Genomic DNA, 23,185 nt, shown 5'->3' on the forward strand with positions numbered 1-23,185 from the left:
CCGTTCTTTGAAAACTTCAAGACATTGCCTAGCAGTATAGCTTACATTTGAACTTCCAACAATCAGTATTTTATCAGAGTATTACAATGCCTCATTAATTGCCGTTATAAACTCCATTCCTCCGAATGTCATTTCTAACACAGGAATTAAAAGCTGCTTTTGCAAAAAACGTGCGGTAGTTCCAATGCTGACAACTACTCTGGTGCCTTTGCTTATCATATCAGTTGCGATTTTTAGAGCTTCCCCCATGGAACCATAATAGACAGGGTAATTAAACCCTTTTGATTTTAGCAATTCTCTTATTATATCTATCATTTTTGTGTTTGGAATTATAAAAAGTATAGAATTATCCATTAAAGAAACCCCCATAGGAAAACTAATCAATTACTATATATGATTACACAATTTTATTATTAAGACAAGAAAAAATTACTTAAGTCTACCTCTTTAATAAGGTTTGTAAAAATACCGGCTAAGCCATAAAAGCCTAGCTGTTGCTGTTTAAATACAAAATTTGGCGTTCCAAATACCTGGCTTACACGGGGCACTTCATGGGTAAAGGTTTAAAAAAAGCATCCAAAAAACGCTATAACAATTGCCCCTTGGTACCGAGCATTTTCGGCACTCAAGGGGCAATTGTTGATCAAATTTTTAATTTGGCGGATGATAACATAAAATTGGTCAGATTTTAGTATCAGTACAGATTTCAAGTAGTTAAAGCACTGCTACCGATCGCGCTTAGAGGGCATGCTTGAAAAATGTATCCAAGCTTGCCACCAACTGAAGAAAAATAGGATGATCATCAAACATAAAGTCATTATGCTTGCCATCAATCTTATAAAGTTGGTTGTGATCGCCATGCAATGTGCTAAAGAATGCGACAGACTCTTGTGCGGGGTGCAGAAGATTATCTTTTCCATACCCAACAAAGACTGGGATATTTAGTGCATCGGAGTAGTCTTCCGCATTGAATTCTAAAATAGACTGACCTATTTCAAGAGAAATTTCCTGGCCATATCCCTTCACGACATAAAGGTTCTCCACGACAACATCCTTGGTTTCGGGATCCAACGGATAAAAGTGGAAGGGGTTGTCAAACTTTCTTTCACCGGATTGAATAAAGCGAATTCTTTCCTGTTTGACTTCTTCTTTCAGCTTAACGAAGTCTGCATAGGTATTCACGCTTGCCAACCAACGCTCACCGTTGTAGAAGCCATTCAGACCAGCAACCGCCTTTACCATCGGTTCAAGAGCCGCAGCCTTCATGACCAAAGCTGCAGCCATTCCCCAACCCACCAAAAGTATTTCTTCACTGTTTACTTCCTTTTGGAGGGAAGCGAAAACCACTGCATTTCGGATATCTTCGACCTGTTCTTCCAACTTGCACACACCACTGGGGCCCTCATTTTCCAAGAATCCTCTGTAGTCAAAGCCGAAAACAGCATACCCCTTTTTGGTTAATGCACGAGCATATAGAGCAGGATAAATTGAATTTAATCCCATGTACCCCGAGTTCACAACAACACAGGGATATTTTTCACCCTCCTTGTAATCTTCGGGCAGATAAAGAATAGATGCCAAGCGGTACCCATTGCTATAAAACGTTAAATTTTTTTCCTTCATGTTACATCCTCCTTGATTGTATGACTGATAAAGTGCCGGAACACTATAATCCTAGCTCAAAAGTTTTTGGGGTGTTTGCCGTACAATTTCTTTTAAAGTAGAGGTAGAGACGCCTTCTTGCAACATCGCTTGCACGAAACGCAATAGTTCTAAGGCAGGGTAGTCTTCGTTTAATTGCCCCCGGTCGGTGACCATAATGACCCGCCTGGGATTCAGAGTTCTAAGGCAATTTGCCATTTCTAATTGTGTAATAGTCTTTTCTTTAATGGTCGCAAAAACTTTTTCAATGTAGACACCTTGTTCACAAAGTTCTTTCTGAATGCGTTGTGTCACGAGCGTGCGCATCCAATCGGGATGGGTTAAAACTGTTTTAATTCCCATTGCAAGCGACTTTTGGCACAGCGCCAAGGATTCCTCTAGGCTAATGTGACCGGTTGCGACGCACGCATCGTAGTTTTTGATGATATCCAGTATTTCCAGTATTTCTTGGTTGATTTGACCTTCTGCATCAAAAACCGACAAGCCTTTTCGCTTAAAAAAATCTCCGGGCATATCGCCCATCCGCAAAGAATGGGCAGCATCTCGCGTAGGCATCCACACCATTCGGCCACCGGCTTTCAAAAAACTTTCGACAGCGTATGGATTGAAACCGCCAACGGGGTAATTTAGAGCAAGTCCACCAAAAGCTTGTGCCTTGGTTTTACAATGTTCATTTGCCATCATGGCTCTGCTTTGCGTTTGCTCATAATGACTTTTAATCAGAATCCCTGCTATGCCTGCGTCATCTGCTTGTTTGAGTGCCTCAAAGTCATCTAGCTTTCTGGGGAAGTGAGATGGTGCGGTGTGGATGTGCAAATCATACCCACCACAAATAATTTCCTTTGCTTTTTCAAGGAACATTTTATTCTCCCAAATCGAATTCTGGAATTTTGGTATACGCACCCTTATCTGCAGAAGTAGCCATGGCAGCAAACTTGGCAAGTGCCGGAGTTCGTGGTTTTTTGATGTGTTTGACCGACTTCATTCTCTCTTGAATTTCTTCCGCTGATACTTCTAAATCTAGCTTTCGATTGGGAATGTCGATATGAATGATATCGCCATCCCGAACAGCAGCAATCGGACCACCCGCAGCAGCTTCAGGACTGATATGTCCAATGCACGGGCCTCTAGTCGAACCAGAAAACCTACCGTCCGTCACCAGGGCGCAGCTTTCATCCATACCTCTGCCAACCAACAGGGAGGTAACCATGTGCATTTCTCGCATGCCTGGACCACCTTTGGGCCCTTCGTATCGGATAACGATAACATCACCTGATTGGATGCGATCCCCAACAACAGCCTCGACGGCATCTTCCATCGAATGGAATACCTTAGCTCTGCCGGTAAAAGTGTACATTGAGGGCTTCACGCCGGACTTTTTGACCACTGCGCCGTTGGGCGCTAAAGTGCCCGAAAGAATTGCTAGACCACCATCTTGGCTTTTGGGGTTTGAAATGGGGAAGATGACGTCATTTTCAACCAAAGGGACCGATGCAAGATTCTCTTTGACTGTTTTACCCGTAACGGTGAGATGATCATCCTCTAGCCACTGCTCGATCGATTTCAATACAGCGGGCACCCCTCCAACATCATGCAATGCCGAAACCGGATAGGCACCGGAGGGTTTTAAATTACAGATATATGGAACTTTCCGACTAATCGCATCAAAGTCCTCCAGCGTTAGTTCAACATTGGCCTCGTGCGCAATCGCCATGAGATGCAACACCGTATTACTCGAAGACCCCATTGCCATCGTGGCAGCAATACCGTTACGCAACGCTTGTCGGGTGAGAATCTTCTTGGCGGTGAGATTTTCTTTGATCATTTCCATGACTCTCATTCCGGCTGCTTTTGCAAGACGGCGCTTTTCTGAAGAAACGGCAAGTGCTGTGGTGGAATGAGGCAACGACATACCCAAAATTTCTGCAAGAAAACTCATCGAGTTTGCAGTGCCCAACATAGCACATGTTCCGTACGAAGGCAATGCCACCTTTTCAAATTCCAACAGTTCCTCGTAGGTGTATTTTCCCATTTGCGTTTGACCGATAAATTCACGCATATCGGTTAATGTGATCACATCAATATCCTTATACTTTCCTGCCATCATAGGACCGCCGGGAATGATAATGGCTGGAATGTCAAGTCTTGCAGCAGCCATCATCATACCAGGGACAATTTTATCACAACCGGGTAGCATGACCATGGCATCAAACTGGTGCGCTTCTACCATGAGTTCAATCGAATCAGCGATCACCTCTCGACTGGGCAAAGGATAGCTCATGCCCTTATGTCCTTGACAAATTCCATCACATAATGCAATTGTGTCAAATTCACGGGGCACACCACCCGCTTCGATAATGCCATGCTTTACAAAATCTGCAATCTCACGTAGATGGATGTGACCCGGAACCATTTCGGTAAAAGAATTGACAACGGCAACAAAAGGTTTTTTAAAATCATGGGTATCCAAACCGGTGCTGTATAACAAAGCTCGATGTGCAGAGCGTTCCATACCATTGGTTAGGACACCACTACGATGGTCACTAAAGTGCATTGGCTTTCCCATAATCACAAATCTCCTACTATGTATTTTAATTTTCGTTAAACAAAAATGCACACTATAATCCAGCTAATATCTATACTAGGCACTTCTTTTTGAAAAGTAAAACAAAATTACTTACAGGTGACACAAATAATTACTTGTGGCTTTTTTGCCCGTATGCTATAATGCACTGGAGCTAGGGAAGGGAGGATGTAATGGATTTACGCCAGAAGATGTTTCTTGCAATTGCGCAAGAAATGAGTATTACAAAAGCAGCTAAACGTCTTTTTGTAACCCAGCAATGTGTCAGCATTTATTTAAAAAAGATGGAGGAGGACTATGGTTGCACCTTTTTCAACAGAAGACCTCGTTTATCGTTAACAGCAGAGGGAAAAGAAATGTTGGATACTTTGTGGCAGATACAACTGATTGAGCAGCGCTTTGAACAACGACTCGAAGAAATGCAAAGCGGTGTTTGTGCCACCATTCGTTTTGGCATCAATTCTACTCGGGCAAGAATTATCTCGAATAATTTATGCCGAAGATATAACGCAATTTATCCAAAAGTTAAGATATCATTTGAGTTTCGAGATACCAGAGCGATGGAAAATATGCTGGCACAGTATCAATTAGACTTGTTTTTGGGCGTTAATACTTCAGATAATGCTTTATTTGTCCTGAAACCCATGCGAACCGAGCCGATATTCTTTGTTTGCACAGAACAATTACTCAAGAAAAGCTTGGGAACAAATTTTGATATTATCTCTTCTCAAAGTTTATCGTTAAAAGAAATATCGAAATTTCCAATGGTGAGAAATTCAAACGACAGTACACTAAATGGACTATTGGATAAACACTTGCTTGATCAAGGGTTAAGCTTAGACTGTGCTTATTTCATGAGTGACTATGAAAATCAGTTTGAATTATGCCGTCAAGGGATCGTAGCGGCGTTTTGCCCCAAAATGATGTTAAAGCGTGTAATAGATCTTAATTTCACCTGCTCATTTCATCAGCGCTTATTGGTATTTGATATTAAAGACGTACAAGATCGATTGAATTTACAGCTTGTGACTCATAGCGGAATTCGACAACCTGATTTTATCAATGTTTTTATTGATCAACTCCATTCAGAATTGCAAATTTGCGAAAATGAAATTGATAGTTATAAAAATTAGCCTGCAAAATCTTATAATATTAAGAGCTTGCCCCCTTTTAACTACAGGGGACAAGCTCTTTTAAATTGTGGATTAAACTAGTTCAATTATTTATATATAGCTTCCTCACAACTTCTTGTATTTTTTTTTCAAATTCTTTCAAGTAATAGGGCTTTTCAGCATGTTGAAGTGAAACAAGATCCAGCCGTAATTTATTCCTGAAAGCTTCCAAGTTCAAGACATGAATATACTCTTTTTTCTCACAGTGGGCATTATGCCTATTGACTTTGGAAAGTAGCATCTGAGGGCAAAACATTGCGAACAATCCCTTGGAACAGAGCGAAAGCTGTGTTTCTACATCGCTTATATCATACGTGTTATATAATTCCATGTGGTTTGCCTTTAAATAAGACTGCAACAAGAAGTTGATAGCACCGGTCTTATAACTTCCAAGGAAAGGAAGGTGGGTAAAGTACTTTAAATTTGGATGCAATAAAATGTTGGTATATTCGGCTTCATTAAAATGCTTTCGCAACAAGCCTTCCGAAACAATAAAACCAATGTTTTCGTTACGCAGCAGCTGATAAGAAAAATTCTCATGATATTGGGTATTGATACCAAAGAACAGGTCAATCTTTGCCTCCAATAATCGTTGTTCCAAAATGACCGTATCATCCATCAAAAAGCTTATTTTCACTTCTGGGAATTTTTCATAATACTCCGGTAGTATCTGCGGCAGCAGAACCTGAGCACGGGAAGAGTTGATTCCCACGACAAAACTACCTTTCTCACCTTTTGTGCGTTGTTCCATATTTTTCAACATCATAGACTCAACTGCTTGCATTTGTTGCAACGACTGAAGCATTGATTTCCCGGCTTCTGTTAATTGGAAGCGTGGCTTTCTTGTGAAAAATTGTAGTCCGAACTGCTTTTCGATTCGTTTAATATGATCACTGATACATTGTTCTGTAACCGAAAAATGAAGAGCAGCTTTACTGATACTCATTTCTTCGGCGACAATAACAAAAACTTCATAGTTTGTTTGCACTATATTAACCCCCATAAAAAACAACTCGTTACTTTTTAATGAATAGTACCATCAAACTTTTTAAATATCAAGAAAAATATTGATATTTTAACTTTATAACTTGTTTGACGTTGTATATTTTATGGCGTAAATTAAAGATGCTTCATAAACATCATTTGCACGACTTAAGTCTGTTCAGAATTAAAATCAACATTAAAAGGTTATAATACCGGACATTTTCTAAAAATGTCCCCAATATACCCTCTATCACATCACTTGCTCTACGGCTGTTGAGCATTTAATTTTAGCCATGTGAATTCTAGCACAAAAAGATATTGTCAGTTTCGCTCAACGCTGCAAGCTTGAGTATTTCAATTCACACCGGCAGAGCCGGTGGTAGTTTGGCGCTAAAGCTACAATACAAGGAGGAGGAGAATTATGGTTCGACTAACACCCTATGAACAACAAATGCTAGATGGCAAAATGGGGGCCTTTAAGCAAAAAGCCTTAGAGTTTATTGTTCGCTACGCAGAGGTTCTAGGAGCAGAGGAGCTTTGCGAAATATCGAGAGCGACTTGCTTTATCGGTGCACAACACTATCTAGACTGCTATCCGGATGACAAGGACTATGAGGAGATTTTTTCTGAATTTTATCTATCCAGTGATGAAACGGTGCCGTTCGGTACCACTGCTCCCCGTTGCAAAGCTCAGACTTGTGCTGCATGTTGTGATATCGAGGATCATGAAAAAACACATCTTCCAGAAGAATTTGTGAAAAAGAATCGCAGATTCCTTGAAGCGACTAAGAAAATGGGAATCTCTATTGTAGATTCCTGCACCCCTTACTATTGCGGGTGGGTGCCCATGATGGGGGAACATTTTGTCACAACAGAATCGAGCAATGTCGTCATTAGCAACACGATCTATGGCGCTTGTGGTAATTCAGACGGTGTCGAGGCGGCTGTTTGTGCTGCAATTTCGGGTCGAATTCCCAAATGGGGCATGCATGTCCCTGAAAATCGTTTTGGTACCTGCCTTTTTCATCTTGATTTCGAAGTGCATACCCAGATGGAATGGGATCTGCTCGGATTTACGCTGGGAAGATTATTACCGAAGCATGAGGTACCCATTATCGAGAATGGCTTGTATAACATCGAGATTAATAACATGCGGCAACTTTGTGCTGCACTGTCCGTGACCAGCGCAGCAGAAATTTGCCATATTGTTGGGCACACGCCCGAAGCCAGAACGTTGGAAGATGCACTTGGCGGAAAAGAACCCAAGTATGTCATCCATGTAACTGAACGGGACATGCAAGAATCCTTGGCTATGATCTGCGATAAAGGTAGCGGGCCCGTCGATTTTGTCAGCATCGGTTGTCCGCATATTTCTCTCGATGAGATTCAAGCAATTGCTTCTTATGTAAAGGGAAAACATTTACCTGCCGGTACAGAGCTTCAGATTTGGACCGACTATGCAGTCAAATCATTGGCAACGCTTAATGGCTACACCAAGATTATTGAGGAAACCGGTGCATCGGTATTGACCGGTAGCTGTCCCATTGTCATGAAGGAAGAAAGTCACAAACATGCTAAGTCGATGGTACTGTTTGGGTCGAAGCAAGCATTTGGAATTCGTCATCAAAGTAGCGCTACCGTTTACTATGGAGAAGTCAAGCGTTGCATTGATGCTGCTTACAAAGGCAGGTGGGAGGAAGCATAATGAAGGAATTTGTTTTAAAGGGTAGAGGCGCGTTGAAGGGCATTGCAGAGGGTGAAGCTGTCGTTTGCCCTGATAGTATCGCAGGCAATTCTGGCGCTTTGGGTGATACCGATGGTGTCATTTATGAACGCGGCAATGTAAACTACGGTGTTTGCATCAATGGCAAGATTCTGGTAGTTCCCTGCGCAAAAGGCTCCAATGGCTTTTCTGCCCACTTTAAAGGGGCGCAAATCGCAGGAGTTACCCCTGCCGGATGGGTTGCTACCCGCATGGATGCAAGACTTGGTGTTGCAGTTGCAAGTATGGGAATTCCCTGCGTCGCCGATTTTCCGGAAGATCAGAATCCGTTGGATAAGATTAAAACCGGTGATTGGGTGAAAATTGATGGGACTACCGGTGAAATCATTGTTAAGTCGAAAAAATAAAGAAACGAGGAGAAATTTCTATGACTTTTACGCCGTATTCCATGCTGATTGATTTTTGTATTATGTCTGCCTTCCTATTCATAGGACAAATTCTGCGCAGCAAAATTAAATTCCTTCAAAATTATTACATACCTTCTTCCTTGATTGCTGGTTTCCTCGCTCTGTTCTGTGGCCCCCAGTTCTTAAATATTGCACCCTTTAGCGAAAAAACTGGTTCTTATGCCTATCTTTTGGTTTGCGTGTTGTTTGCGGGTCTATTTCTCGGGAAATCTGAAAAAATCAGTCCCGCAAAAATTATCAATAAGGTTGGCGACACCTTCTTAATCAACATGTCTAGCGAAATTATCGGCTTTGCCATTCCAATGGTTGTAGGCGGCGCTATTCTGCTGGCCCTGTTCCCCAACGTGTTCCCCGAGCTGTCAATTCTGCTACCCGCAGGCTTTACTGGTGGTCACGGCTATGCGGCCGCAATCGGCGGAACGCTTAATAATCTGCTCGGACGTGACGACGCCGTTATTATCGGCCAGACTTTTGCAACCTTTGGGTTGTTGACAGGCATTTTTGGTGGTATCATTTCTATAAACTATGCCACCAGAAAGGGTGCAACCAAGCTGATCAAAAGTATCGGTTCGTTGCCGGAATCCTGCAAAACAGGCCTGATTCCTGTCGGCGAGCGTAAATCGATCGGCGAAGAAACCGTCCATCCTATGTCTATTGATCCTCTGGCCTGGCACGTTGTGCTTGTACTTATGGCCACTGGCATGGGCTACGGCGCTTATCAGCTTTATAAACCGTATGCACCCAATATCGAGGTTCCGATGATGTGCCTGACCATGTTGGCAGGCGTACTTATCCAAAGCATCTTGAACAAAACCGGTTATGGCAGCTATGTTGATAAGCATGCAATCGACCGCATTGGAAGCGGCGTCACCGACTATCTTGTAGGCTTTGGTATAGCCACAATAAAAGTTTCGGTCGTGCTTAATTACCTCTGGCCTATTATCATCATGTGCCTTATCGGTGCGACCTGGGCGCTCTGTCTCGTGTTTTTTATTGGCAGAAAACTTTTCAGAAATTTTTGGTTTGAGCGTTCAATATTCATTTTTGGTTATATCACCGGCGTTGTTGCCATCGGCGTCACCTTGCTGCGAATTGTCGACCCGGAAAATAAAAGCGGTACGCTTGATGATTTCGGAACAGCCTTTACGCTGCAATCAATTATTGAACTGTTTATCGTAACGATGGTACCGGTATTTGCGGTGAGCATGGGCGTTATCCCGGTTGGTTTAATCCTGCTCGCAATTGGTGTTGCCATGCTGTTGCTTTGTCGCTTAAAATATGGCGTTTATAAAATGCCTATGGACGCTTTGCGCCAGGGTGAAGCACAGATCATCGAGTCTTAACTTTTCTCACAAATACACTGCGTTTAAAAGGTTTATACTAAAAAGTTTATACTCATAAATAGGAACCCCCGGCTACGCCGGGGGTTCCTATTGCTTTTTAACATTATCCATAACTTTTGTGGCCCAAATTACGTGGAGCATATATGGTGTCTTACAAAAAGATACCCCGCTCCAATAACCAACCTTCCAACTGACGAATATGTTGAGCAGCACGCTTTTTTCGTGTGGCCGCCGCTGCACGGCTGATAACGCTGATAAGAGAAAGGCAGCCAGTATAGTTCGGAAAATAGTAACTTGATGACATGGTGCAGTGAAACGACAGGTCAGAATACGGGTGAGCTGGAGATAACCCTGTATCAGTGATAAGAACTATTGGTATTCCATCTTCATGCAAATCACGAATTGCATCTACAACTAGGGCAGTATAACGCGGAAAACTTAAAACAATGACTAGATCCTCTTTTTCCACCATGGAAAGACGATCTAAATAATCTCCCACACCAAAACTTACATCATAGACTTTTAAGTCAAGGTACCTCAGAATGTTCGCAAACAGACTTGCCAAAACACCCGATGACCGCCCGCCAGTAATATAGATACGTTTTGCTTTATCCATCATCTCAAGCAGCTTGGGCAAGTTTTCTCTATTAGTTGCATCAGATAATGTCGCTCGGATAGCGGCGATATCCTCATCCATTTCCTGGGCGAAAAATCCGTCGTCGTCGTCGTCACTCTCCGTGCTTTCAGAAATTTTATTAAACATAACCAACTCAGAATGTGCGTATTCTGAGAACACTTTTTTAAATTCAGTAAACTTGTTGTACCCTAAGTGGATGCAAAACTTAACCACGGTGTTGTCGCTGACACCAATGTTTTTGGCCAATGTTGTAATAGATAAAAAAGGAATCTGATTATAATTCTCTAACACATAGGCCGCCACTAATTTTTGGGCGGCCGGAAATGATTCCTGTTCCTGGCGGATTCGGTTGAGCAGTTCAGTCACCTTGTTTGTGCACTCCTTTGTGTCTTTCCTGATAGACATGTTATATTCAATGTTATTATACCAGAATTTTTTTTAGATGCAGAGCAAAATAAAAATTTTTTTAAATAAAAACTTGAAATAAATTTTTTTATATGATATGTTTAAAAAAAGAAAAAACTTATTATCTGTCTACATTTGTCAAATTACGGATGGAATACGTTTATTAAGGGGCACGATACATAAAAGTGAAGTCTGGCCAGTTCACGTGCACCGTATCGGCCACCCAATGAAATTGTCTTCCACGCCGTGTTTGGATAGAACTTAAAGGGAGAAACGAACAATGATACCTGTTGAAAAAATTGCAAGCGGTACCCTCTCCAATTTGGTCCTTTATGTAGCCATCGTGGGTCTACTCCTGGTAGTGGCGACCTTGATTCGCCTGAAGATTTCTTTCCTGCGCAAGGCATTTGTTCCCGCTTCTCTTTTAGCCGGTTTAATCGGTATGCTTTTGGGGCCCTATGCTTTAAAGGTAATTCCTGTAGACATGATGGCTTCCATCAGTGCTCTGCCCGGCCAGATGATCACTGTTGTTTTTGCTTGTATGCTGTTAGGCATCAAAAAGCAGGAGTCCAGCAAAGTCATGCTCCGCGACGCAGCAGCGGGTTTAGGGTGGCTGTGGTCTAGTAGCTTTATGCAGGTTGGCGTTCCCTGTCTACTATGCGCTTTGTTGTTTACACCTGTTTTTGGCATCAATCCTTTGTTTGGCTCGCTGTTTGAGATTGGGTTTGCCGGCGGACATGGTACGGCAGGCGGCATGGCAAGTGTTTTTAAAGACCCCGCTTTGCTCAACTGGGCCGATGGCGCCGATCTAGGGCTGACCACCGCCACCATCGGTCTTCTGGGTGGTATCTTCGGCGGTATGGTAATCATCAACTACGGTGTGCGTAAGAAGTATACCAAAGTCCTTTCCGAGCGTACGGTTACCGGCAATACCAAGGAGGTATTCGCGGAAAGTGAACGTGAACCCGCTGCCCATATGCCCATAAGTCAGGACGTGGTAGAGCCGTTCGCTTTCCATTTAGGCGTTATTGGCATTGCCATTCTTATTGGCCGAGCTTTTGTCTGGGGCTTTGGTCTGGTGTTTAACTATAAGGGATTGCCACTGTTTCCGTTCGCTATGATAGGAGGCTGGATTGTCAACGGAATCGTCCAGCGAACCTCGCTGAAAGACCTGTTCGACCGCTCTATCTTTCAACGCATTCAGGGCATGGCGTTGGAGATTCTGGTGGTGGGCGCAATGGCCTCTATCAAAATTCCGATCGTACTGGCCTACTGGGCACCTCTGCTTATTGGTAGCTTAACTGTATTGACTCTGATGGTGGTCTGGTTTTTCTGGCTCAGTCCCCGCATCTTCTCTGATTGCTGGTTTGAGCAGGGCATTATCCGTTTTGGCGCTTTCTGTGGTGTGGCCGCTGTAGGCTATATGTTGCTGCGGACTGTCGACCCCAAAATGGAGACGGACACCGGTACCATTTATGCACTGGGCAGCCCCTTTATGAGCCCCTTTATTGGCGGCGGACTTATCACCACTGCTTATCCCTACATTATTCAAAACCTAGGCCCATTGAATGCCGGTCTGGTTCTATGCGGCGCATCTATTGCTATAATCATAGTGCTGCGTCTCTTTTTCTGGAATAAACACGTTAAACTTGAACAACGCTAAGCGCTAGCTTTGGCGACTTGATTTGGGTTACGCAGCAAAACTTTTGCTGTGGCGGAGTGAGCTCCGCACGATGGAGTCAATTTTCAATTTGGAGGCAAATATATAACGATGAAAACAATTGTAACTGTCATCGGTGCAGGGAACGGCGGCACCGCTATCGCAGGCTATCTCTCCAGCATGGGGGCCACGGTCAATCTCTGTGACTTATTCCCTCAGTATTTGGAGGGGATTCAAAATGCGGGAGGGATAGATTTAACACTCAATGGACAAACCTCCCACCAGGTTTTGAATATGATTACAGATAATGTCGCGCATGCAATTCAGGGAGCCCATCTTGTCATGGTTGCCACGCCGTCTTTCACGCACAAGATGATTGCCGAAGCTTGCTATGACGCCTTGGAAGACAATCAAGTAGTCGTATTGAACCCCGGCCGTACAGGGGGCGCACTGGAATTTCTTAATGTTGTCCGTAGTAAAGGGTGCAAGGCTGATATCACTGTGGCAGAAACGCAGACCCTGATCTACTCCTGCCGCAAGACCGGCCCTTCTGCCGTCGAAATTTATGGCGTAAAAAAGGAAGTGATGCTGGGTGCATTTCCTGCAAACTGCACGCAAAAGGTTTTGGACCTACTTCACCCTTTTTATCCACAGTTTACGCCGGCTAAGAACTGTCTGGAAACTAGTTTGTCAAATATAGGAGCTCTTTTCCATCCCACACCGGTACTACTTAATATTGGTCGAATTGAGAAAGACCCCAAGGGATTTCGCTACTACTGGGATGGAATATCCCCCTCTGTGGCAACTTTAATCAAGGAAATAGATTGTGAACGTATGGCTGTGGCAGACGCTTATAACATTAAAATTCTCAGTTCTGAAGAATGGTTATCTCAGTCTTATGATACCCACGGCGACGATTTATATCAGCTGATTCAAAACAACCAGGCTTACGGCGACATCATGGCGCCCAATACCATACAGGCGCGATATGTCACTGAAGATGTGCCCATGAGCTTGGTTCCGATTTCTGAATTAGGCCGTATTGCCAGTGTTCCTACGCCCAATATTGATGCAGTAATTAAATTAACAAGCAGTATTTATAAGCGCGATTTTCGTGCTGAAGGGCGCAGTGTTAAAAATATGGGGCTGGAAGGTATGACAAAAGAACAGGTTGCTCATTTTTTCGAAACTGGGATACGGTAATAGCATTTGTTTAAATACAATGAAAGGAAATTCGCACTATGAGTAAGATCGATATGTTGTTTCTAAGCAATAAAGATATGGCCGAGTTGGGAGCAAGCGACATGCAGGCTGCTATCCACGATGTGGAACGTGCATACATACTGATTGAAAAAGGGGATGTTTTGGTTCCTGGCAAATGCGTAATGCGATGGGGGAGCACCCCCGAAGATGAGAATGTCTATGGACGGATCAATGCGATGCCTGGATTTCTGGGCGGTGAGTATAATATGGCCGGGATAAAGTGGATTGGCAGCGGCCCCATGAACTATAAAAAGGGTTTACCTCGAGCCAGCGTTACAATCATACTCAACGACCCTGATACGAAGTTGCCTGTTTGCGTTGCGGATGGTACCGAAGTAAGCGCCAAACGAACCGGTGCCTCGGGCGGTGTAGCCATTAAGTTGCTTTCGCGTGAGGATTCCTCTGTTATGACTATTTGCGGTGCTGGTGCCCAGGGGCGTACTCAACTGGAGGCGGCGCTCCTTGTGCGGCCTAGTATCAAAACCGTCTATGTTTATGACATACTGTCAGAGAATTCTCAGCGATTTGCAGATGAAGCAAAATCACAATATGCCAACGTTTCGGTGATCCCTGTCAATAGTCCCGAGCAGGCGATCCGCGAGAGCGATATAACCGTTTGTGTAACGTTGGCGAATGAGCCGATTGTTTCTTCCGAGTGGCTAAAAAAAGGATCTCTACTGATGAACATGGCTGACTACGAGGTTACCTATGACTGTGTGAGCAAAGCAGACAAAATTGTGGTAGATAACTGGGAAACCATTAAGCACCGTATGATTAGTACTGTTGCCATGATGTGGAAAGATGGAATTATTAAAGATCAAGATATAGACGCTCAACTTGGCGAGATTCTAACCGGCTCCAAATCTGGTCGTGAGAACAATGATCAAATAATCTATTTTAACGCTGTAGGCACCGGCATTTTGGACCTTGCCGTTGCGACGCGATGCTATCGCAAGGCGGTAGAGTTAGGTAAGGGTACCACAGTTCCCTATTGGGAATAAACCACTATGAGAACAGGTATGTACTTCAAGTTTGACCATTTTACATTGTAACAAACACTTTTTACAAATTGCGTTCAACCTGAACTATTTATCCTTGTGCATATATAGACAAATGCAAATTGCCATCAGCTTATGCTGAAGGCAATTTGCATTCTAGTAAATAATAAAGCATACTTTTCAATTTGTATGAAACAGTCTGGATGCTACTCATTACTCCGCAACGCCCACCGCATTACTGGGTAGTGGTGTTTCAGTGTTCGTAGGTAAAGGATAGATTAACTCTATAAAATTACCGAGGTAACAAACCCCTGCGCGTATCTTACACCTGTAACTTACTTCTAGTGGGAGGCATCATCTTCGGCGCAACTTTCGAATTCCTGATTTGTTTGCCACAACGTCCTCCCAACATTCTGGCGTTTGGTAGTTCCAAGCGTGATAGTAGCTACCGTAATTCTCATCTGCTGAGTTGCCTTAAATATTTGTTGTTTCCACCTTTTCTGGACTCTACTTTAAAACCATCTGGTTTCCGCAGGTGCTCGGTACAGCAGGGCATGAAAGGGGAGAAGGCAAGCTGGGTTTCATCGCTTAGAGAACATGGTGAATGATTTTAGGTTTATAACAAACAAAAGCCGCTACACAAGTAAGTGTAGCGGCTAAATCATGTTTTCGTAATAATTGAATTTATAATATAAACTCTTTCGCCCACTCTTGCAATTCATTTATAAATCTCGCCAAATGAAAACCATCGCAAACAGCATGATGAACTTGAATAGATAATGGTAGTAATACCTTTTGGTTATCAGAAAAATATTTTCCCATTGTAAAGATTGGGGGGAAATAGTCATATCCCTTTTGCAAATTCAGATTAAAACCAGTAAACGAAACCCAAGGAATACACGAAACAGTAAACAGATTATTTTCTTGTGTGGGCTTTGAAGTCGTTGCCCTTCCATTGCCATAAGAATTCATGTCATGAAGATAGTGGTCGTAGAACAACTTGAAGTTCTCGTTATACTCCGTCCAAACATCAGTAATGCTTTCTGTCTCATCATGAAAAACAGTAAAACAGGGATTGGTTTTTTCATAGTAACCAATATTACCGTCTTCGTCTGTTGCCATACGAAATTCACGATGAAGATTCACAATATGAGCGATACCATAAAGAATAACAGGGAAAACCTTCAACTGTTTGTCCTTTATTTGTTTTAGCAGTTTTGTTATATCAATGTTAACACACATGCTGTATGTGCACGGTATATTAGCTGAATAGTGCTTGAAAGCATCGGCTCGTTTCCAGTTTTGTATATCAATTTTATTAAAATTCATGTTTATTTGCCTCCTAAATACTGTTTGATAGTGTTTAGGAGGCTTGCTTGTTTGTATCTACCATTTTTACCTCCACAAATATGAACCCATCTTATCGGTGATATTTTTCTACCACCGTTTAGAAATGATTTTACACGGTGTAGTATTTTTGTGTTTATTTTAACATAGCAAAGCAATTGCTTCAACTAATTTAATGTGAACAATATTTACTATCACATTTCGCTTTTTTAGTGCCAGATAGAATGGCTCCATGAGGGCATATGCTTTTACACTCGCCACACCGAATACACTCTGTACTATTAATGTTTTTCGTGATTTGCACATTCATTTTACAGTTTTTCTCACAAAGCTTACAACCTGTACATTTTACTTTGTCAACGGTCATCTGATAAAAACTAAATTTGTTAAACAGTGCGTACATTGCTCCGAGGGGACAAAGATATTTGCAAAAGGGACGATAAACAACAATGCAAGAGAGCAAAATCACAATCAATATGCTCAATTTCCAAAAGAACAAGCCGCCGATGGTGTTTTTTAATTCTTCATTCATTGTCAGCAATGGAATACCACCCTCTAACGTTCCGGCAGGACAAATAAGCTTGCAAAAGAAAGGGTTTCCCATACCGTATTGATTTGTAATGATTATCGGTAAAGCAATAACAAATACAATCAGAATAACATATTTCATATAGCGCATCGGCTTATCAATTCGGCTTGGAATTTTAAGCTTTGGAGATTTAATTTTATAAAGCAAGTCTTGCACAAATCCAAATGGGCATAAAAAGCCACAAATAAGGCGACCGAACAAAATGCCAAATAGCATAATAAATCCTATAATATAAAATGAAAACTTAAAGTTGCGATCACCTAACACCGCCTGCAATCCCCCTATGGGGCATGAACCGAGTGCACCGGGGCAAGAGTAGCAATTAAGAACTGGCACACAAAATAGCTTAGTCCTACCAGTAAATATTTTTCCATTTGCAAATCCGGCAGCATATCCATTTATTAAAACAGTAGCAATAAGCTGTGTGATGTGCCGTTTATTCGCTTTCTTTTTCATCAACCAATTCCTATACACTCAAGGCAAACATTTACTGCCTTTTTAAGTACAATTAACTGCTCTTTTCGCATTAATCCTATCCCAATAAACAGCACTGACAAAGCAAGGATGACATACTTTAGATTTCTAATATTACATTTATTCATTACTAGCCTCGTTTCCTGCTGCATCAATAAGTTCTATCCTTTCAAGGATGGCCTGGCGGTAATCGTCTTCTGATCTTCCTCCGAAGTGTGGTGTACCAACGGTTTGACCGTTCGAGTCAACAAAGATTGTTGTCGGGAAAATAGTTGTTCGTTCTTGTAGAACTTCATCTATTTTTTCGTCAGGAATCAAAGTCATAAACTCAGCCTCTGCATCCTGCATGACCTCCGCAGCAAATTTAGCATCCTTGCTATCCGCGGCTGTGTCCAAACAAATAGAAATGATGTTACTGTTTTCGGGTCGATTTTGATAAAGCTTTGCAATGTCAGGCATTTCCGCAATACATGGGCTACAACTCGTTACCCAAATATTAACCATAGTAATCTTATAATCTTTAAAACAATCTTCTGAGGTTACTGTTTCTCCTGTAACCGAAATGGTTTTAAATCCCGATAAGTTGATGTCTGTAAATATTTCTGTTTGTTCCTTTTCTTTCTGTGCTTGCTCCTCGGGTGCCAAAATTATTACATCACTTGGACCCTTAAGAAGGAAGAACCCACCTAGTAATACGCCAATACTTATTATTACGGCAAATACAATGCCAACTACTTTAAAAGCTTTTTTCATTTTGATACCTCTTTATAATTATTTTAGAGAAATGTTGTTTCATGAACTATTTCTTCTTTCTATGACGCTTTACAAGATAAGTGATAACTAGGCCGATTCCTGACAGTATTGCAGTAAGCCCAAAAATAAATGAAAGAGGAATCAATGCAAAGGGTTCAACTAATACACCGTCTGCTGAAACATAACTTCCGATAGCCTTAAATGCTACCATACAACCAATGCTTGCAAGAATTGAAAGTAATAACGTACCTAGTAAGAAGGCGGATAGTATATCGCGCTTCCATTTTTTTGATATATTGCTTATTACGCGGATATCCTCAGTATGACTTCCAGCCAAAATTTCGATATCTATTTGCGCCAGCTCTGCTCTACATTGCGGGCAGGTAGATAAGTGGTCCTCAATTATCTTGCGACTGTCTTTACTACATACATTATCGTGATAGAGAGGCAGCAAATCTCTGACAACTTCACAGGTTATACCCATTATAATCTCTCCTTTAGTTTTATTTTAGCTCGATGGTAAGTGACTCTTGCCCAACTTTCCGTTTTCTCAAATAAAGTGGATATCTGCAGAAAAGATAACTCTCCAAATACGCGTAAAGTAAAAACTTCTTTGTAAGGCTCCTCTAAATGATGTAGTGCTTTATGGATTTCTAAAACATTTTCTTTTGTTAATAGCTGCTGTTCAATATCTACTTCATCGACAATATTTTCTGCTTTTGAAAATGCAGTAAATTTCCTTTCCTTTTTGCTAGAACTAAAATAGGAGTTTTTAGCAATTTGACATAGCCAAACATAGAGCTTGCACTTTCCATCAAATTTTTCTATATTTCTTAATGCCTTAAAAAATGTTTCTTGTGTTATCTCTTCAGCAATTGCTTCATTTTTGCTCAATGACAAAACATATTTATATACGTCTTTGAAATAAAGATTGTATATTTGGTCGAAATCAGTCACCCTCTTCACCTCGCTTTCATATATAAGACCGCCAAGCTTTAGATTCGTTACAAACTTTTTTAAAAAATCGGCGTGATATTAAAACATCCCTTCGTTCAAGTTTTTTCTCTGGTGAGATTCTTGACCAAAGGGATGCGCTGTATTGACTTTTACTTAAAATTTTCTGGGGTCTCAAAACGACACACGATCTACATCCTTAGTCTTGCCGGTAAATTTTTTGAGCCTCTTGGCGGGCTTTGTCGTTCGATTTTATTTTAATGTATGCACGCAAAAAAGCCCAGCCTAAACTGAGCTTTTTTGAGGTTGAGAACCCCCGGCATAGCCGGGGGTTCCTGTTTTAGCCTGCAACCAAATTAGGCAGAAATAGAGATAGTGCGGGCCAATATGTAACAATGAGCAGTGCAAGAATTGCGGCAAAAATCAGTGGCCAGACGGCTTTGCAGATCTGTTTTAGAGAGATGTCAGCAATACCGCAGCCGACATACAGATTGACTCCGACGGGCGGCGTAATCAGGCCCAGTGCCAGATTGAAAACCATCAGACAGCCCAAATGGACCAGATTGATATTCAGCGCCTGTGCTACAGGAACCAGGATGGGCACCAAAATATACATCGCGGAATTAGCATCCAAGAAGCATCCGGCGATCAACAGAATAACATTGATCAATAGCAGGAATATGTACTTGTTGCCACCGGATACACCGATAAGCGCACTACTGGCATCTGCTGCAATTCCGGTGACCGTCAGGACATAGGCAAACAAACTGGCTGAACCGACGATTAGCATGACCACCGCTGTCTGTGAGACGCTGTCAATCAACAGCCGCCATACGTCCTTAAGCTTGATCGAGCGGTAAATAAATAGCCCGACGAGCAAACCGTACACAGCGGAAACAGCTGCCGCTTCGGTGGGGGTAAAGAAACCGCCGTAGATACCGCCTAGGATAATAACCGGCATCAGCATTCCCCAAAATGCATCTTTTAGTGCATTCCATCGTTCTGTTGCGCTGGCCTTGGGCAGGAGCAGCAAATTCTGTTTGCGTGTGATTAGCGCAGTACAGGCAATGAGCGCAAAGCCCATCAACAGACCGGGGAGAATGCCGGCAGCAAAAAGCGCACCGACAGATGTACCGGTAATGGAACCGTAAATCACAAATGTGATGGAGGGCGGAATAATAATACCGATGGCACCCGCTGTGGAAACCAATGCAGTTGAATAGTCCTTTTGATAGCCCACGTCGGTCATTGCGGGAATCAAAATTAGACCGAGGGCAGCCACAGTGGCGGGGCCACTGCCGGAGATAGCGGCAAAAAAGCAGGCGACCAAAACGGTAACCATTGCCATACCATTGCGCTTATGCCCGATGACCGTCCGGAAAAACGCAATCAGACGGGAAGAGATACCACTTCGTTCCATAATGTTGCCGCCAAGGATGAAAAAAGGAATGGCGAGCAATACGAACTTGCTTGTTGCGGCATACATGTTGGCTGGAATGACGGAGAGCGGCAAATCTAGAGAGAGCAGTGTCACAATACTGGATATACCTAAAGCCAATGCAATGGGCGTGTTAAGCAACAACATGACAAAGAAAGAACCGAATAAAACCAGTGCGGTCATTTTAAGATTCCTCCTTTTTGCGCGTCTTTTGAATTGCCAGCTGCGCGTAACGGATTATCATGAAAACGCCGCCGACCAAAACCCACATGCCAAATATCCATTCAGGCCACTGCATGCCGGATGTTTTAAGTTGGTTGATATATTCGTTTTTAACCATGCCATATCCATAGTAGGTCAATACAATGCCAAAGAAAACGCCTAGGATATCCGCAAGAAACACCAGAACGTTTTGCACCTTGGCAGGTAAAAGATCCGTGATTGCACTGAGCCCTAGATGTGCGTGACGCTTGGCAGCAACAGCGGCGCCGATCAAACTGAGAATCATCAGTCCGAGCCGTGTCAGTTCCTCAACGAAGGGCATGGACAACAGAAAGATGTAACGTGCAACCACATTGACAAATGTCAAGACCAGCATTGAAAGCAGAATCGCTGCACAAAAGTGGTCCTCAATAGTTAGTAGCAGTTTTTTCATAGGTCGTTTTCCTTCCAATATCAATCCAAGTTTAGGTTGTTATGATTTTAGAATTTGAAAACGTTAAACATTAAAAGCTGCACAAGCATCCGCACCGTAAGCTTCTTTGTACTCATTGATTAAACTGTCGATAGGTGAACGAAATGCGGCAATATCATCAGCGGTCAGTTCGTAAAACTCACAGCCATATTCGTCTTCGCACTTTTTGATCAAATTAGACTCGTTGTTGACGATCTCCTGATTTTCGGCTTTGCAAGCTTCCTCTACACAGTCGCGAATCAGCTGCTGCGTATCTTCGCTCAAAGCGGCGAACTTTTTGCTGTTTGCCATAAAGGTAAAGGCTTCATAGGTGTGTCTGCTGACGGTGAAATACTTTTGAACTTCCTGAATGTTATTTGAAACGCAGGTGCTGATGCTGTTGTCATGGCCGTCGATGGTGCCTTGCTGCAAAGCGGAAAACACCTCGGACCAAGACATTGCCTGGGGGCTGGCGCCGTAGGCTTTGTAGAACGCGCTGAAAAACTCTCCGCCGGGAATTCTCATTTTAAGGCCCTTGAGATCCTCGGGTGTTTTAATCAGGCGCTTGCTGCTTGTCATCATTTTAAAGCCGTTGTGGACGGCGCCGAGATAGGTCAGACCTTTTTCTTGCAGAACAGAGTCGATAAACTCGCCACCTGTTCCCCAGAAAGCATCCTCAGCAGCTTGATAATCGGAGAAAATCCAGGGGAGTGTGCTAACCATCAAACGGTTATCCAAATTGGAAATGATACTGGTGGAATGACAGTCCATATCGACGGTGCCGTCCAAAACCAGTTCCAAGCCCTTGCTCATGTCGCCGCTGGCCAACTGGTCATTGTTATAGACCGTGATCTGAACGGCGCCGTTAGAGCGCTCACTGACCAACTGGGCAATTCTTTTGGCGGTTTTGGTGTCGTTTGCCTGGTCGGTACCGTTGCAACTCATTTTCAACTTAACCTTGTCATAGGTCTTTTCTCCGTCAGCACTGGCGGCGGTCGTACTGCTGCCAACACTCGCACTGCTGCTTGAAGCGTTGCTACACGCACCCAGTGACAAAACTATAGCCGTTGACAGAATCAATGCAATGATCCTTTTCATGTCTGTTCCTCCTCATTTTTCCAATTATAGCAGGCTTTTTGCCTGTTTCACAATGTTTTCGACGGTGATACCGTTCATGTACAATAGGCGCTCATATGGTGCAGACTGACCGAATTGATCTTGTACGCCAATACGGCGGACGATACCGCGACCGCTTTCGGCGACGCATTCCGATATGGCGCTGCCAAGCCCATTTAAGATGTTGTGATCCTCAATGCTCACGATACGACCAATCTCGTCAATGGCCTTCTGCACGGTTACAGTATCTAGCGGTTTGAGTGTATGCATGTCAATGACGCGTGCCTCAATGCCTTCTTTGTGCAGCTGTTCGGCGGCCTTTAATGCCAAATGAACCGTATCGCCGATTGCAAAAAGGGCAACGTCTTTGCCGTCGCGTAACGGAATGGCCTTGCCGATTTCAAAAGATTGGTTTTCGTCATAAACAACAGGAACGGCATCACGAGTAAAGCGCAAAAAAACAGGGCCGTCCCACTCCGCCGCCGCGCGGACAAGCTTTCTAGTAGCATGGTAGTCGGCCGGCATAATGACGGTCATATTGGGGAATGTGCGCAGAACCCCCATATCTTCAATACACTGGTGGCTGGCACCATCATTGGCAGGTGTCAGACCGCCATGTGAACACGCGATCTTGACGTTTAGTTGTGGGTAACACATCTCCTGCCGGATTTGCTCTGCCATACGCAGAGAGCCAAACACCGCATAGGTAACAACGAATGGAATTTTGCCGCTGGCTGCAAGTCCTGCGCCAACGGCGGCGCCGTTTTGCTCGGCAATTCCAACGTTAATGTACTGTTCTGGCAACGCTTCTGAAAATTTGCTGGTCTTACAGGATTTGCCGATATCGATATCCACAACATAAATGTCTTTATTTTCTTGTCCTAGCACGACGATTTCATCGCCGAATCCTTCGCGCGTTGCAATTGTATCACAATTGGTCATT

22 protein-coding genes are annotated in these 23,185 nt (G+C 43.0%); 7 read left to right on the top strand and 15 right to left on the bottom strand.

Annotated features, from left to right (window positions below; all coding sequences use genetic code 11):
- Positions 1 to 81 precede the first annotated feature (81 nt).
- The 4 genes from RBH76_13500 to ilvD form a co-directional block, all read right to left on the bottom strand.
- A complete protein-coding gene (locus tag RBH76_13500) occupies positions 82 to 354 on the bottom strand; it encodes a PrpR N-terminal domain-containing protein (protein WMJ83729.1) in 273 nt (90 codons plus the stop codon).
- Positions 355 to 738: 384 nt separating this feature from the next.
- Positions 739 to 1,623, bottom strand: a complete 885-nt coding sequence (locus tag RBH76_13505) for an alpha/beta hydrolase (GenBank protein ID WMJ83730.1) — start codon at positions 1,621 to 1,623, stop codon at positions 739 to 741.
- A gap of 51 nt (positions 1,624 to 1,674) precedes the next feature.
- Positions 1,675 to 2,523, bottom strand: a complete 849-nt coding sequence (locus RBH76_13510; protein WMJ83731.1) for a DUF6282 family protein — start codon at positions 2,521 to 2,523, stop codon at positions 1,675 to 1,677.
- 1 nt (position 2,524) lies between these two features.
- Positions 2,525 to 4,216, bottom strand: coding sequence for a dihydroxy-acid dehydratase (gene ilvD / locus RBH76_13515; GenBank protein WMJ83732.1), 1,692 nt, complete (start codon positions 4,214 to 4,216; stop codon positions 2,525 to 2,527).
- 203 nt (positions 4,217 to 4,419) lie between these two features.
- Here ilvD and RBH76_13520 point away from each other — a divergent pair, with 203 nt between their 5' ends.
- Positions 4,420 to 5,379 carry a LysR family transcriptional regulator gene (locus tag RBH76_13520; protein WMJ83733.1) on the top strand — a complete coding sequence of 320 codons (960 nt, stop codon included), beginning with the start codon at positions 4,420 to 4,422 and terminating at the stop codon, positions 5,377 to 5,379.
- A gap of 82 nt (positions 5,380 to 5,461) precedes the next feature.
- Here RBH76_13520 and RBH76_13525 read toward each other — a convergent pair whose 3' ends face one another.
- Positions 5,462 to 6,406 carry a LysR family transcriptional regulator gene (locus RBH76_13525; protein WMJ83734.1) on the bottom strand — a complete coding sequence of 315 codons (945 nt, stop codon included), beginning with the start codon at positions 6,404 to 6,406 and terminating at the stop codon, positions 5,462 to 5,464.
- A gap of 417 nt (positions 6,407 to 6,823) precedes the next feature.
- Between RBH76_13525 and RBH76_13530 the strand changes: the two genes are divergently transcribed.
- The 3 genes from RBH76_13530 to RBH76_13540 are packed head-to-tail and all read left to right on the top strand — an operon-like array spanning position 6,824 to position 9,935.
- Positions 6,824 to 8,107 (top strand): aconitase X catalytic domain-containing protein, encoded by a 1,284-nt coding sequence (locus tag RBH76_13530; GenBank protein WMJ83735.1) that lies wholly within the window; start codon positions 6,824 to 6,826, stop codon positions 8,105 to 8,107.
- Complete coding sequence (locus tag RBH76_13535; protein ID WMJ83736.1) at positions 8,107 to 8,532, top strand: DUF126 domain-containing protein; 426 nt, start codon at positions 8,107 to 8,109, stop codon at positions 8,530 to 8,532. Before RBH76_13530 ends, RBH76_13535 begins: the two co-directional genes overlap by 1 nt.
- 20 nt (positions 8,533 to 8,552) lie before the next feature.
- Entirely contained in the window at positions 8,553 to 9,935 is a 1,383-nt protein-coding gene (locus tag RBH76_13540) for a sodium/glutamate symporter (GenBank protein ID WMJ83737.1), read from the top strand.
- A gap of 151 nt (positions 9,936 to 10,086) precedes the next feature.
- Here RBH76_13540 and RBH76_13545 read toward each other — a convergent pair whose 3' ends face one another.
- The gene (locus RBH76_13545) at positions 10,087 to 10,938 is read right to left on the bottom strand and encodes a MurR/RpiR family transcriptional regulator (GenBank protein WMJ83738.1); all 852 of its coding nucleotides are present in this window, start codon (positions 10,936 to 10,938) and stop codon (positions 10,087 to 10,089) included.
- A gap of 319 nt (positions 10,939 to 11,257) precedes the next feature.
- Between RBH76_13545 and RBH76_13550 the strand changes: the two genes are divergently transcribed.
- The 3 genes from RBH76_13550 (at position 11,258) to RBH76_13560 (ending at position 14,901) form a co-directional block, all read left to right on the top strand.
- Positions 11,258 to 12,640 carry a hypothetical protein gene (locus tag RBH76_13550; protein WMJ83739.1) on the top strand — a complete coding sequence of 461 codons (1,383 nt, stop codon included), beginning with the start codon at positions 11,258 to 11,260 and terminating at the stop codon, positions 12,638 to 12,640.
- A gap of 108 nt (positions 12,641 to 12,748) precedes the next feature.
- Complete coding sequence (locus RBH76_13555; GenBank protein ID WMJ83740.1) at positions 12,749 to 13,840, top strand: NAD/NADP octopine/nopaline dehydrogenase family protein; 1,092 nt, start codon at positions 12,749 to 12,751, stop codon at positions 13,838 to 13,840.
- Between the two features lie 38 nt (positions 13,841 to 13,878).
- Complete coding sequence (locus RBH76_13560; protein WMJ83741.1) at positions 13,879 to 14,901, top strand: hypothetical protein; 1,023 nt, start codon at positions 13,879 to 13,881, stop codon at positions 14,899 to 14,901.
- A 681-nt stretch (positions 14,902 to 15,582) separates the two neighbouring features.
- Here the strand turns inward: RBH76_13560 and catA are convergent.
- From catA to RBH76_13605, 9 genes are all read right to left on the bottom strand, one after another.
- The gene (gene catA / locus RBH76_13565; protein WMJ83742.1) at positions 15,583 to 16,227 is read right to left on the bottom strand and encodes a type A chloramphenicol O-acetyltransferase; all 645 of its coding nucleotides are present in this window, start codon (positions 16,225 to 16,227) and stop codon (positions 15,583 to 15,585) included.
- A 190-nt stretch (positions 16,228 to 16,417) separates the two neighbouring features.
- On the bottom strand, positions 16,418 to 17,290 hold the full coding sequence (locus tag RBH76_13570; GenBank protein ID WMJ83743.1) for a 4Fe-4S binding protein: 873 nt from the start codon (positions 17,288 to 17,290) through the stop codon (positions 16,418 to 16,420).
- A gap of 138 nt (positions 17,291 to 17,428) precedes the next feature.
- The gene (locus RBH76_13575; GenBank protein WMJ83744.1) at positions 17,429 to 18,061 is read right to left on the bottom strand and encodes a TlpA disulfide reductase family protein; all 633 of its coding nucleotides are present in this window, start codon (positions 18,059 to 18,061) and stop codon (positions 17,429 to 17,431) included.
- Between the two features lie 46 nt (positions 18,062 to 18,107).
- The gene (locus RBH76_13580; protein WMJ83745.1) at positions 18,108 to 18,545 is read right to left on the bottom strand and encodes a DUF3955 domain-containing protein; all 438 of its coding nucleotides are present in this window, start codon (positions 18,543 to 18,545) and stop codon (positions 18,108 to 18,110) included.
- Positions 18,545 to 19,018 (bottom strand): sigma-70 family RNA polymerase sigma factor, encoded by a 474-nt coding sequence (locus tag RBH76_13585; GenBank protein WMJ83746.1) that lies wholly within the window; start codon positions 19,016 to 19,018, stop codon positions 18,545 to 18,547. Before RBH76_13585 ends, RBH76_13580 begins: the two co-directional genes overlap by 1 nt.
- Before the next feature lie 337 nt (positions 19,019 to 19,355).
- Positions 19,356 to 20,636: a TRAP transporter large permease gene (locus tag RBH76_13590; protein WMJ83747.1), complete on the bottom strand. Its 1,281-nt coding sequence runs from the start codon at positions 20,634 to 20,636 to the stop codon at positions 19,356 to 19,358.
- A 1-nt stretch (position 20,637) separates the two neighbouring features.
- The gene (locus tag RBH76_13595) at positions 20,638 to 21,108 is read right to left on the bottom strand and encodes a TRAP transporter small permease (GenBank protein ID WMJ83748.1); all 471 of its coding nucleotides are present in this window, start codon (positions 21,106 to 21,108) and stop codon (positions 20,638 to 20,640) included.
- A gap of 63 nt (positions 21,109 to 21,171) precedes the next feature.
- Positions 21,172 to 22,224 (bottom strand): DctP family TRAP transporter solute-binding subunit, encoded by a 1,053-nt coding sequence (locus RBH76_13600; GenBank protein WMJ83749.1) that lies wholly within the window; start codon positions 22,222 to 22,224, stop codon positions 21,172 to 21,174.
- Positions 22,225 to 22,248: 24 nt separating this feature from the next.
- Positions 22,249 to 23,184: a transketolase C-terminal domain-containing protein gene (locus RBH76_13605; GenBank protein ID WMJ83750.1), complete on the bottom strand. Its 936-nt coding sequence runs from the start codon at positions 23,182 to 23,184 to the stop codon at positions 22,249 to 22,251.
- Between the last annotated feature and the right edge of the window lies 1 nt (position 23,185).

This window comes from Oscillospiraceae bacterium MB24-C1 (assembly GCA_030913685.1).
Classification (GTDB): domain Bacteria; phylum Bacillota; class Clostridia; order Oscillospirales; family Ruminococcaceae; genus Yanshouia.

Excerpts from the sequence above, each read along its gene's own strand:
- RBH76_13500 (WMJ83729.1), bottom strand. The coding sequence starts at position 354 with ATGGATAATTCTATACTTTTTATAATTCCAAACACAAAAATGATAGAT.
- RBH76_13505 (WMJ83730.1), bottom strand. The coding sequence starts at position 1,623 with ATGAAGGAAAAAAATTTAACGTTTTATAGCAATGGGTACCGCTTGGCA.
- RBH76_13510 (WMJ83731.1), bottom strand. The coding sequence starts at position 2,523 with ATGTTCCTTGAAAAAGCAAAGGAAATTATTTGTGGTGGGTATGATTTG.
- ilvD (WMJ83732.1), bottom strand. The coding sequence starts at position 4,216 with ATGCACTTTAGTGACCATCGTAGTGGTGTCCTAACCAATGGTATGGAA.
- RBH76_13520 (WMJ83733.1), top strand. The coding sequence starts at position 4,420 with ATGGATTTACGCCAGAAGATGTTTCTTGCAATTGCGCAAGAAATGAGT.
- RBH76_13530 (WMJ83735.1), top strand. The coding sequence starts at position 6,824 with ATGGTTCGACTAACACCCTATGAACAACAAATGCTAGATGGCAAAATG.
- RBH76_13535 (WMJ83736.1), top strand. The coding sequence starts at position 8,107 with ATGAAGGAATTTGTTTTAAAGGGTAGAGGCGCGTTGAAGGGCATTGCA.
- RBH76_13540 (WMJ83737.1), top strand. The coding sequence starts at position 8,553 with ATGACTTTTACGCCGTATTCCATGCTGATTGATTTTTGTATTATGTCT.
- RBH76_13550 (WMJ83739.1), top strand. The coding sequence starts at position 11,258 with ATGATACCTGTTGAAAAAATTGCAAGCGGTACCCTCTCCAATTTGGTC.
- RBH76_13555 (WMJ83740.1), top strand. The coding sequence starts at position 12,749 with ATGAAAACAATTGTAACTGTCATCGGTGCAGGGAACGGCGGCACCGCT.
- RBH76_13560 (WMJ83741.1), top strand. The coding sequence starts at position 13,879 with ATGAGTAAGATCGATATGTTGTTTCTAAGCAATAAAGATATGGCCGAG.
- catA (WMJ83742.1), bottom strand. The coding sequence starts at position 16,227 with ATGAATTTTAATAAAATTGATATACAAAACTGGAAACGAGCCGATGCT.
- RBH76_13570 (WMJ83743.1), bottom strand. The coding sequence starts at position 17,290 with ATGAAAAAGAAAGCGAATAAACGGCACATCACACAGCTTATTGCTACT.
- RBH76_13575 (WMJ83744.1), bottom strand. The coding sequence starts at position 18,061 with ATGAAAAAAGCTTTTAAAGTAGTTGGCATTGTATTTGCCGTAATAATA.
- RBH76_13580 (WMJ83745.1), bottom strand. The coding sequence starts at position 18,545 with ATGGGTATAACCTGTGAAGTTGTCAGAGATTTGCTGCCTCTCTATCAC.
- RBH76_13590 (WMJ83747.1), bottom strand. The coding sequence starts at position 20,636 with ATGACCGCACTGGTTTTATTCGGTTCTTTCTTTGTCATGTTGTTGCTT.
- RBH76_13595 (WMJ83748.1), bottom strand. The coding sequence starts at position 21,108 with ATGAAAAAACTGCTACTAACTATTGAGGACCACTTTTGTGCAGCGATT.
- RBH76_13600 (WMJ83749.1), bottom strand. The coding sequence starts at position 22,224 with ATGAAAAGGATCATTGCATTGATTCTGTCAACGGCTATAGTTTTGTCA.
- RBH76_13605 (WMJ83750.1), bottom strand. The coding sequence starts at position 23,184 with ATGACCAATTGTGATACAATTGCAACGCGCGAAGGATTCGGCGATGAA.